Raw genomic sequence first — 10,932 nt, forward strand, 5'->3', positions numbered from 1 at the left:
CATTCTTCCAATCATGAGCTGCGCTGCCCCAGTTCGCAGTGATATTGCGTAAGCCCAGCCAGATCAACTTTGTCGCTGCTTCGTCCGTCGGGAAGTGGCCTCGGGTCTTAATGATCTTTCGCAATTGAGCATTGATACTCTCGATGGCGTTCGTTGTGTAGATCACTTTTCGTATCGCCGGGGGAAACACGAAGAACGGAATGACGCGATCCCAAGCGCGCTTCCAAGCAGCTACCACCGTCGGATATTGCCTGCCCCAAGGCCCTGTTTCGAAGGCCAGAAGCGCTTGTTCGGCCGTGTCCGCGTTAAGCGCTTGATAGATCGGCTTCAGTGCTTTTGCCAGTTCGCGACGCTTATCCCACGGTGCGTACTCAAGGCTGTTACGGATCAGATGAACGATGCAGGTCTGCAATGTCGCGTCAGGAAACACTGCAGCCAGGGCTTCGGGCATGCCTTTCAGACCGTCAGTTACCGCAATCAAGACGTCCTCGACACCCCGGATCTTCAGGTCATTGAAGACTTTCATCCAGAACTTAGCGCCTTCGGTTGTCTCAATCCAAATGCCCAGAATATCTCGCGTGCCGTCTGGTAAAACACCCAGCGCCAAGTAGATAGCCTTGTTACGTACCAAACCTTCATCGCGAATTTTGACGCGTAAGGCATCGAAGAAAATCACTGGGTACATCGGCTCAAGCGGCCGTTGTTGCCAAGCGGTGACTTCCTCCAAAACGGCGTCGGTCACCGAGCTGATGAAGTTGTGCGAGACGTCTGTTCCGTACTGTTCCGACAGAAACGCACGGATCTCACGCACCGTCATGCCTCGGGCGTACATCGCAATGATTTTGTCGTCAAAGCCGGTAAAACGGCGTTCATGCTTGGGGATCAAGATCGGCGCAAAGCTTCCATCGCGATCTCGGGGAATATCCAGGCGAAGTGGGCCGTCATCGGTCAACACTGTCTTACCGCTTTTTCCGTTGCGCTGATTGCTCGACTCCTCAGGGCGCTCCGCGCCCTGAGGATAGCCAAGGTGATGACCCAGTTCGGCACCGAGGGCTCGTTCGATGAGCGCCTTTTTGAACGCCATCGAGGCGTCCTGAATGGCTTCGGCACTCATCGGGCCACTGACGAACTGGTCGATCAGCTCTTTTGGAATCGATGGAAGGTCGCGCTGGGCCTCACGGGCCGGTTTCTTTTTGGTCGGCATACATGCACCTCTTCAACATGTTATGCCCGAACACAAAATTTATGACAGTCCCCTGTAAGGGCGAAACCATAAGCCGCCGTTACCGCAGCAACGGATATACACTCACCCAGCCCGCCCAAAAAACACCCCCCGAGCAATCGCCCGCGCCACACAATCCGCCGCCGCGGCCCCAATACACCCAATCTCCACCTGCCGCCGCGGCCCGTCCGTCAACTCAACCGCCGCCGACGCCAACGCAAAAACCGTATCCCCATCAAACGGCAAATGCGCCGGCCGCACCGCCCGCGCAATCCCATCCTGCGCCATGATCGCCACACGCTTGCACTCAGCAACCGTCAACCGCGCAGTACTCGCGACCACCACCAGCGTGGTATTCGCCCCAGCCTGCAAACGGCCCATGGAATCCAGGCGTGACAACTCAGGCATCGGATCACTGCAATCCATCACCTCCTCCGGCCGCTGACCACCAAACTCCCCCGCCACCTCCCAGGGCCAGGCCCAGAAAGTTTTACCGTCGGGCATATACACCGAGCCAATCGGATTCGCGACCACCAGCGCCGCGACGATCAACCCATCGCCCAAGTCCAGCGATGCCGTGCCCAACCCGCCTTTCAACACCCCCGCCATGGCCCCACGACCAGCGCCGACCGAGCCCAGTTCAAAATCTTCACCGACATTGGCCAGCGCTTCAAAGCCCAGGCGTCGATAAGGCGGCTCCAGGCCCCAATCCTTGTCACCACCATTGGCCAGGTCATGCAAGACGGCGGCAGGCACGATGGGAATCGCCGGCGCACCGGGTTTCAAATGCAGGCCCACTTCATCCTGGGACAGTTTCGCCGCCACCGCATCCGCCGCCCCCAGGCCGAATACCGAGCCGCCAGCAAACACCAGGGCGTGGAGCTGACCGACCATGTTTTCCGGTTCCAATGCGGCGGTTTCGCGCCCGCCTGGGCCGCCGCCGCGAATGTCGATGCTGGCGGTCCAGAAACCATCGGGGCGGATCACCGTGACGCCGGTGTCGACGTGCAGGTCTGTGGCGTGGCCGACCGTGAGGCCTGGGATATCGGTGAGGGCGTTGCGCGGGCCAGGTCTAGGCATACAGAAAAAGCTTCCTTGGGTTTAGGTATGGCGTGGGGTGAGCAAGGCGTGTGCCAAGCAGCGCAGTCCCGGCATTGCGACGCATAACTCGGGTCATGGAAAAACTCCCTGCACAAAAACCAACACCCTGCCCTCCTGCCTGTTAGAAAAACACCAACCCCGCTCTTAACACCATCACAACTCGTTGTTTTTAAACAGATTTACTAGATGGCACAGCCCTTGCTCTCCAGCCACTTACCAGAGCTTGAACCCAACAAGCCGACCTAGATCAAGGCCCAACGCCTTAACCCATTGGAGTGTTTCCCATCATGAATGCATCGCGCGCCGTCGGCCGCCGGCAACCCGGCAAGGTCTTCACCCACACCCTGTTGTTCCTCGCCCTGTGCGAGGCTGCGAGCTACAGCAGCCTGGCCCTCGCCGCCGACGCCCCGGCCAGCGACAACCCGCTGGACACCGTGGTGGTGATCGGCAACCGTGGCCAGGCGCGCACCCTGGCCGAGAGCCCGGCGCCGGTGGATGTGATTTCCTCCAAGCAACTGTTGGCCACCGGACAAGGTGACCTGACCCGAGCCCTGAGCAAGGTGCTGCCATCTCTCAACCAACCGGCCTCGTCGGGCTTCGGCTCCACCTCGGTGGTTCGCCCAATCAGCCTGCGAGGCTTGAACGGCGACCAAGTGTTGGTGCTGGTCAATGGCAAACGTCGCCACAACAGCGCGCTGCTGAACAACGGCACCTACCTCAACTCCGGCTCGCAACCGGTGGACCTGGACATGATCCCCACCGCCCTGGTGGATCACGTCGAAGTGCTGCGTGACGGCGCCTCGGCGCAGTACGGCTCGGATGCAATTGGCGGCGTGGTGAACATCGTGCTCAAGCAGAGCGACCACGGTGGCAGCTTGTCCACCAGCTACGGCCAGAACTTTGAAAACGGCGACGGCGAAACCGTACGCCAAACCGGCAACGTCGGCCTGGCCCTGCCCAACGACGGGTTTATCAACCTGGCCCTGGATGTGAAAAAGCAGAACGTCTCCGACCGTTCCGACGACGCGCCGTACACCGACGCCTCCGGCAACACCAGCCAGCGCCACACCTACTACGGCACCGGCCTGCCTGAGGCGAAGAACTTCAGCCTGGGTTACAACGCCGAGCTGCCGGTGGACGACGCCCTGACCTTGTATTCGTTCTCCACCTACACCCACCGCAACGCGGAAAAACCCCTGGCCTTCCACCAGCCATCAAGTTTCAACGGTATCCAGACCCCGTACCCGCAAGGCATCGAAGACAACCTGCGCTTCATCGAAGATGACTTCCAGGTTGCTGTCGGTGGCAAGGGCCAGGCCGCCGGCTGGGACTATGACGTGTCCAGCACCTATGGCCAGGACCATGCGCGGGCCACACTGACCGACACCTATAACTTGAGCTATGGCCCGACGTCGCCGACCTCAGTGGACACTGGCGTGAAGACCTTCAGCCAATGGACCAACAACCTCGACCTGACCCGCGCCTTCGACCTTGGCCTGTACAAGCCGACGCAGATTTCCTGGGGTCTGGAACAACGCTACGAAGACTACAAGATCGGCAAGGGTGACCTCGCCTCCTACGCCAGCGGGCCGTTCACCACCGGCGCCAATGGCGCGCTGATTGCGCCGGGAACCATTTCCGGGGCCGGTACCACCCCCGCCGACGCCGCCGAAAAAAGCCGCATCAGCCTGGCCGGCTACGGCGAAATCGGCCAGGACTTCACCGACAAATGGCACGTTGACCTGGCGGGCCGCTACGAGCACTACAACGACGGTTCCGGCACCACCACCAACGGCAAGTTCTCGACCCGCTACCAACTGACGCCGATCCTCGCGGTCCGCGGCACCTTCAGCACCGGGTTCCGCGCACCGTCGCTGGCCCAGCAGATCTACAGCTCCACCTCGCAAACCAGCGTCAACGGCCAATTGTTCGACTACCGCAACGTGGCGGTGAACTCCGATGTGGCCAAGGCCCTCGGTGCGACCAACCTCAAGCCCGAGAAGTCGACCAACTTCAGCCTCGGCCTGACCCTGCAACCCACCGATGCCACCAGCATCACCCTCGATGCCTACCAGATCAAAATCAAGGACCGCATCGCCCAGACCGGCTACCTTGGCGGTACCCCACAGATCAGTGCGATCCTCGCGGCGGCCGGGCTTAACCCGAACCAGGCGGTCACCTACTTCACCAACGCACTCGACACCACCACGCGTGGCGTCGACCTGGTCGGTGAGTATCGCCAGGACATCGGCGCCTGGGGCAACCTGAAATATTCCGCAGGCTTCAACTGGAACACCACCCAGATCGATGACATCCACGCCTCCGCCGTCGCCACCCAAGCACTCGGCCCAGATGGTGGCTACGATCGCCAGCGCCAGGGCAACCTCAAGTACGGCCTGCCGCAATCCAAGTTGCTGCTGGGCACGACCTGGACCTATGAAAAACTCGAAGTCGGCCTGAACCTGACCCGCTACGGCGAGTACACCCAGTACGGCACCGCCGCAGCCTTCGACCGCACCTTCTCTCCGGCGTGGATCACCGACCTGAACGTGGACTACCACCTGACCAAGGCGGTCACCCTGAATGCCGGTGCCAACAACCTGTTCAACCAGTACCCGGAACGCACCAAGCTGGCCAGCAGCTCGGGCGCCTTCCCCTACGGCAACTTCTCGCCTTACGGCACCACCGGCGGCTACTGGTACACCGGCGTGACCTACAACTTCTGACCCAGACCACAGGGCCGGTTCACTGGCCCTGTGCCTGACTTTGATGGGAGCCTGTTCATGACCCGCCGCACCGATCAACTCAAGCTGGGGGCTTTTCTTGCCAACAGCGGTCACCACGTCGCCGCCTGGCGACACCCCCTGGCCCAGGCCGACGCCAGCCTGGATTTCGAACATTTCAAACAGATCGCCCAGACCGCCGAGCGCGGCAAGTTCGACGCGCTGTTTATCGCCGATGTGGTCGCGTTGTGGGGTCACCATCACGATGCCCTGAGCCGTACCGCCCGTGCCGAACACTTCGAGCCGCTGACATTGATGTCGGCCCTGGCCGCCGTCACCACCCACATTGGCCTGATCGCCACTGCCACCACTACCTACAACGAGCCGTACCATATCGCGCGTAAATTCGCCTCCCTGGACCACCTGTCCAAAGGGCGTGCCGCGTGGAACCTGGTGACCTCCGTAGTTTCCGACGAAGCCTGGAATTTCGGCCGCGAGCATCACGTCGATCACGGCGACCGTTACCAACGCGCCGAAGAATTCCATGACGTGGTCAAGGACCTGTGGGACAGCTGGGACGACGACGCTTTCACCCGCGACAAGGCCAGCGGCGAGTATTTCGACCCAGCCAAATTGCACACCCTCAACCATCGCGGCGACCACTTTTCCGTGCGCGGCCCACTCAACGTCGCACGCCCGCCCCAAGGCCACCCGGTGCTGGTGCAGGCGGGTGCGTCCGAGCCGGGCAAGAACCTCGCCGCGCGTGTTGCCGAACTGATCTTTGCCCATGCCCATAACGTGGAGAGTGCCCAGGCGTTTTACCAGGACATCAAGCAACGCGCGGCCACCTTCGATCGCGACCCGGACCACATCAAGATCCTGCCCGGCGTCACCCCGTTTATCGCCGACACCCGCGAACAGGCCCAGGCGCTGTTCGAAGAGTTCCAGGCATTGATCGACCCGGTGCTGGGCCTGCGTTTGCTGGCCGACACCCTAGGTGATGACATTGACCTGTCGGGCCATGACCTTGACGGGCCATTGCCGGAAACCCCGGTAGGCCAGCGCGGCAGCCGCCGAGACAAAGTGTTGGAGCTGGCGCGCGACGAACAGCTGAGCATTCGCCAGTTGTACCTGCGCCTAGCTGGCGGCAACCCGGTGATCGGCACTGCCGAGGACGTGGCCGATCACTTCGAGGCCTGGTTCCAGGCGCGGGCCTGTGATGGTTTCAATGTGTTCTTCCCGTACTTCCCCGGTTCCATCGAGCTGTTTGTCGACCGCGTGATTCCGCTGCTGCAAGCCCGAGGGCTGTTCCGCCTGGAATATGAAGGCACGACCCTGCGAGGAAACCTCGGTCTGCCGCGCCCGGCCAATCGCTTTACCACCGGAGCAAGCGCATGAAACGCCGAACTCAGGGGCACAACGTGAAGATTGCCGCACCGCAAAGCGACCAAAGTGCACACGGCGGTGCATTCCTCTTCGGTCGCGAAATCACCGTCGGCCAGGCCTTGGGTTGGCAAAAACGATGAACGACACCGCCCACCGTAGCAGCTGTCGAGCCTTGGCTAGGCTGCGTAGCAGTGTATCTGACACAACGCGGTGCCCCCAACGCAGCCTCGCTGGCGCTCGACAGCTGCTACGCGGGAGTACGGAGATAATCGATGGAGCTTACGCATGCCCCTTGAATTCAGTTGGCTGATGCCCCTGTGTACCCCCGACTGGGCGGCGCGGCCTGGGCAGTGGATTCAACTGGCCCAGGCCGTGGAATACGCGGGTCTCGATGGCCTGTGGATTCCCGGTGGTGTGTTGTGTGCCGATAGCCTTGGCGTGGCGGCGGCGCTGTGCGCACATACGCGGCGGTTGCAGTTGTCGGTGAGCGTGCCGCCGGAGGTGATGCTTCCTGCCGCACTGGCCACCACCCTGCAAAGCCTGCAATCGATCAGCGGCCATCGGGTGCAGTTGCACCTACCGAATAGCGAGCGCAGCGCCTTTGGCGAATGGCTCAACCGTGACCAACGCAGCGAGCGCATTGGCGAGTACCTGGAAATCCTCCAGCAATTGCTCACGCCCAACGACACTGGACTCGACTATCAAGGCCGATACTTCCAACTGGAACACGCTGGCGTCGCCCGTCGCGAATTACCCGCGCCGCCCCTGGTACTGGACGACAGCCAAAGCCATACGCTGGTGGCCGCACATGCCCAGACCTGCCTGCTGACACCTGGGCATCCACAGTGGCTGGCCAAGGAAATACAACGCTGGCGGCAGATTCAACCGAACCTGGATTTTGCCTGCACCTTCGGCCTGATCCTCGGCGACAGCGAGGACCTGGCCTGGGAAACCGCCGCCAGATTGCTACCAGTGCCGGATCTGCCGGACGAACCGCTGGCCACCCTGCCCCGCGCCCGCCATCCGCTGCGCCAATGGGAGGTCCATCCGAACCTGCTGCAACTGCACCCTGGGCAACCGCTGATTCTGGTGGGCACCCCGCAACAGATCGCCACGCGCCTGCACGAACTGCACGGGTTGGGCTTGAGCCATTTGATCCTGGAAGGCGGGCCATCGGTGAGTGAGGTGCTTCGTTTTGGCGAGCAGGTCATGCCCCTGCTTTTTCCAACAAGCACTGCGCAAGGAGCGCCCGCACCATGAACGCTGATGTACGCCCGCCGATCCAATTGGATTGGTTTTTGCCCACCAATGGCGACGGCCGCCACCTCACCAGCAGCGGCCTGCCCAAGGTCGGGCTGTTCCAGCAAGGCGAACGCGCACCGACCCTGGACTACCTGCGCCAGATCGTACGCGCCACTGAACAGGCCGGTTTCGATGGGATCATGGTGCCCACCGCCAGCGGCTTCGAAGACCCTTGGTTGATCACCGCCGTACTGGCCCAAGAAGTACGTCGCCTGAAATTCCTGCTCACCCTGCGGCCCGGCACCGAACTGCCCGCCTACACCGCCCACCGCGCGGCCACTTTGCAGTTGCTCAGCGAAAACCGTCTGGCGTTGCACGTGGTGACCGGTTCTAGCCGCTTCGAACAGCGCTCCCTGGGCGACTTCCTTGAACACGATGACCGTTACGCGCGCACCGCCGAATTCCTGCAGGTGTTCCAAGCGGTATGGGCCGGTCAACCTGCGACGCATCCGGGGCGCTATTACCGTAGCGGCATCCCCACACCGATTGCGCCGGGTGCCGAGGTGCCGCCGATCTATTTTGGCGGCGCCTCCGAAGCCGCCGAACGCGTCGGCGCGGCCCATGGGCAAACCTACCTGATGTGGTGCGAACCCCCGGCCATGATCGCCGAGCGCATCCAACGCATGCGCGACCTCGCCGCAGCCAGAGGCCGCACCCTGCGCTTCGGTCTGCGCCTGCATGTGTTCGCCGCACCTACCGATGACGCGGCGTGGGCGCATGTGGAGCGCTTGCTGGAGGAAATCCCCAAAGACGCCATCGATCAGGCGCAACGGCAAATGGCAGCGTATGAATCGGTGGGGCAAAGCCGCCAGACACAACTGATGCAAGGCCGTGGCCGGGGCGCGCGGGAACTGGAAGTATCAGCCAACTTGTGGGCCGGGGTGGGTTTGGTGCGCGGCGGCGCGGGTACGGCGCTGGTGGGCAGTTATGCGCGGGTGGCGGAGCGGATCGAGGAGTATCACCAACTGGGGGTGGACAGTTTTATCCTGTCGGGTTTTCCCCATTTGGAGGAGGCGATTCATGTGGGAGCCGAGGTGTTGCCGTTGTTGCGCGTGATGGGTGGGTAGTGGGTGTGTACCTCACACATAAACTCCTTCGCTTGGACCTTGAGCCAATCAAACAGCCGGGCAATATCCGGCTCCGACTGTCGTCCATCTCGGCAAATAATGTAGTACGCAGCAGGTGACATCATTACAGGAGTGTTCAACGCCACCAATGCGTCGTCCTTCAACGCGTCATACACCAGTGCCGTCCTGCCCAAGGCAATCCCGCCGCCCTTTACCGCCAGGCTAATCGCCAGGCTGGAGTCCGGAAATCTGGGCCCATGGTGATACGGCGGCGCGGCCAGCCCCTGAAACGCAAACCAGGACTCCCACCCCGGACACACTTGATCATCAACCCGATGAATCAGCGGGTACCGCGCCATATCCTCCAACGCAATATCGCCATTCACACACAGAAACTCGGGTGAACAAACCGGGAAAACGGCATCGCGCATCAGCAGTTCGACATGGTGATCCGGATAGTCGCCATATCCCATCACAATCGCGACATCGAATTGATGAGCGCCTAGGTTGGCGCTACTCATGTCCGCACTGGTCAACACTAGATCAAGATTGAACGAGGCCTCGGTGTGAGAACCGTGCATCCTGGGAATCAGCCAGCTGGAACAGAGTGAGGAGGTGCACGAAAGATAAAGCGGCTGGGATTTGCTTGGGTTAAGCGAATGCAGCACAGCATCAAGTTCTTTGAAGAACCCATCAGTGACCGGCAACAGAGCCTGACCCGCTATCGTGAGTTTTACACCTCGCGAGTGCCGCTCGAACAACGGCACACCCCACCACTCTTCCAGACCTGCAATTTGATGGCTGATAGCACTGGCAGTGAGGTTCAACTCAGACGCGGCACGCGCAAAACTGCCTGTTTTCGCCGCACAGACGAAGGCTTGAAGCATCGGCGTAGGGGGCGGACGTTGGGCCATCAGGTGCTCACTTTGATCAGGATGATCCCGCAAACAATGACGAACGCTGAAAGCATCCGCCGCCAGCCGAACCCTTCATGGAAGAATAGCGCGGCAATAATGGCGCCGATAATAACACTGGTTTCCCGCAGTGCTGAGACCTTGGCCACCGCGGCCAACGAAAGCGCGAACAGCACCAGGCCGTAGGATGCCAGGTAAAAAATACCGCCCAACATCCCAACCCGCCAATGGCTGCGAATAGCCTGAGCGAGTGCCGCACGCTTTCTGAAAAATGCCAGCATCGGGATCGGAATGCTTTGGAATACTGTCAGGTAGATAATGTATTGCAGCACCGTCTCACTGGCTCTTACGCCTTTGGCATCCACAACTGTGTAGGACGCAATGAACGCACCCGCGCACACCGCCATCAGAATCGGCTTTAACATCTGGGCAGTCATCCTGCGTACAAACGTCAGGCTGATAATTCCCACACAAATCAGCAATACCCCCGCCATCGCCTGAAACGACAGCTGTTCATGCAGCAGAAAATAAGAGAACAGCGCAACCAATACCGGCGGTACGCCACGCATCACCGGATAAACCTGGCCGAAATCGCCCGTCTCATACGCCTTGATCAGAAATAGTCGATAGACCGTATTGAGTACGACGGAAATCAGCACATAGCCCCACACCTCCAGGCTCGGCAGATTGACCAATGGCAGCGCGGCCAAGCAGATCACCAACGCTGTGCCATCGACCATGGCCAAAGTTACAAAGCGGCTACTGCCGGCACGCACAACAGCATTCCAAGTAGCGTGCATAAGGGCGGAAATCAAGACCAATGTGATCGCGATGTCGGAGTTGTCCATGGGGCTCGGCTTTTGGAGGATATTGGAGGTTGTACGTTATGTGCGGCAGGGCATCATTGTTTGCGTAACCACATCCGTAACATGTAGCGATTTAGATCGTTCAAAAGCTCGGCATCATCAATCTCAGCGCGCGGGGCATTCATATCGATGAAATGCGTTCGGGTATGGAGAAACTTGTTGTCCACATAAATAAGGACTTGTGCGTGAAGCGGATCAATGCAAGCAGACTTCGTATCAAATCGATCTTTTTGGGTATCCGATTCGAACGTAGCTTTGACACTTAGCAGTTCACCAAATGCCACTTCTGAAAGCCTGACTTTAGATACTTCCTGGCGAAAGTTACTGAGATTAATGCTCATCGCAATCCGT

Annotated in this window: 10 protein-coding genes; 5 read left to right on the plus strand and 5 right to left on the minus strand. The window is 60.3% G+C overall.

Translation table 11 applies throughout. The features are described 5' to 3' along the window. Both BFL40_RS07545 and BFL40_RS07550 read right to left on the minus strand, forming a co-directional pair. Window positions 1-1,204 (minus strand): IS256 family transposase (locus BFL40_RS07545; RefSeq protein ID WP_071483370.1); only part of this gene is annotated, 1,204 nt, incomplete at its 3' end. 102 nt (window positions 1,205-1,306) lie between these two features. Then, entirely contained in the window at window positions 1,307-2,302 is a 996-nt protein-coding gene (locus BFL40_RS07550; protein WP_071483371.1) for a P1 family peptidase, read from the minus strand. A gap of 308 nt (window positions 2,303-2,610) precedes the next feature. On the opposite strand from BFL40_RS07550, the gene BFL40_RS07555 reads away from it, so the two are divergent. The 5 genes from BFL40_RS07555 to BFL40_RS07570 all read left to right on the plus strand — a co-directional run bounded on the left by BFL40_RS07555 (window position 2,611) and on the right by BFL40_RS07570 (window position 8,801). Further along, window positions 2,611-5,049, plus strand: coding sequence for a TonB-dependent receptor plug domain-containing protein (locus tag BFL40_RS07555; RefSeq protein WP_071483372.1), 2,439 nt, complete (start codon window positions 2,611-2,613; stop codon window positions 5,047-5,049). A 57-nt stretch (window positions 5,050-5,106) separates the two neighbouring features. Beyond that, entirely contained in the window at window positions 5,107-6,444 is a 1,338-nt protein-coding gene (locus tag BFL40_RS07560; protein ID WP_071483373.1) for an LLM class flavin-dependent oxidoreductase, read from the plus strand. Continuing rightward, window positions 6,441-6,572 (plus strand): hypothetical protein, encoded by a 132-nt coding sequence (locus BFL40_RS34295; RefSeq protein WP_256254387.1) that lies wholly within the window; start codon window positions 6,441-6,443, stop codon window positions 6,570-6,572. The genes BFL40_RS07560 and BFL40_RS34295 overlap by 4 nt, the downstream gene beginning before the upstream one ends. Window positions 6,573-6,717: 145 nt before the next feature. Further along, window positions 6,718-7,692, plus strand: coding sequence for an LLM class flavin-dependent oxidoreductase (locus tag BFL40_RS07565; protein ID WP_235864684.1), 975 nt, complete (start codon window positions 6,718-6,720; stop codon window positions 7,690-7,692). Then, window positions 7,689-8,801, plus strand: a complete 1,113-nt coding sequence (locus tag BFL40_RS07570) for an LLM class flavin-dependent oxidoreductase (protein WP_071483374.1) — start codon at window positions 7,689-7,691, stop codon at window positions 8,799-8,801. The genes BFL40_RS07565 and BFL40_RS07570 overlap by 4 nt, the downstream gene beginning before the upstream one ends. On the opposite strand, the gene BFL40_RS07575 is transcribed toward BFL40_RS07570, so the two are convergent. The 3 genes from BFL40_RS07575 to BFL40_RS07585 are packed head-to-tail and all read right to left on the minus strand — an operon-like array spanning window position 8,753 to window position 10,922. After that, window positions 8,753-9,715, minus strand: coding sequence for a LysR substrate-binding domain-containing protein (locus tag BFL40_RS07575; protein WP_071483375.1), 963 nt, complete (start codon window positions 9,713-9,715; stop codon window positions 8,753-8,755). The genes BFL40_RS07570 and BFL40_RS07575 overlap by 49 nt on opposite strands. Continuing rightward, a complete protein-coding gene (locus BFL40_RS07580; RefSeq protein ID WP_071483376.1) occupies window positions 9,715-10,563 on the minus strand; it encodes an EamA family transporter in 849 nt (282 codons plus the stop codon). Before BFL40_RS07580 ends, BFL40_RS07575 begins: the two co-directional genes overlap by 1 nt. 53 nt (window positions 10,564-10,616) lie before the next feature. Further along, window positions 10,617-10,922: a hypothetical protein gene (locus BFL40_RS07585; RefSeq protein ID WP_071483377.1), complete on the minus strand. Its 306-nt coding sequence runs from the start codon at window positions 10,920-10,922 to the stop codon at window positions 10,617-10,619. Between the last annotated feature and the right edge of the window lie 10 nt (window positions 10,923-10,932).

Origin of the sequence: Pseudomonas costantinii (assembly GCF_001870435.1) — a bacterium.
GTDB lineage: Bacteria > Pseudomonadota > Gammaproteobacteria > Pseudomonadales > Pseudomonadaceae > Aquipseudomonas > Aquipseudomonas costantinii.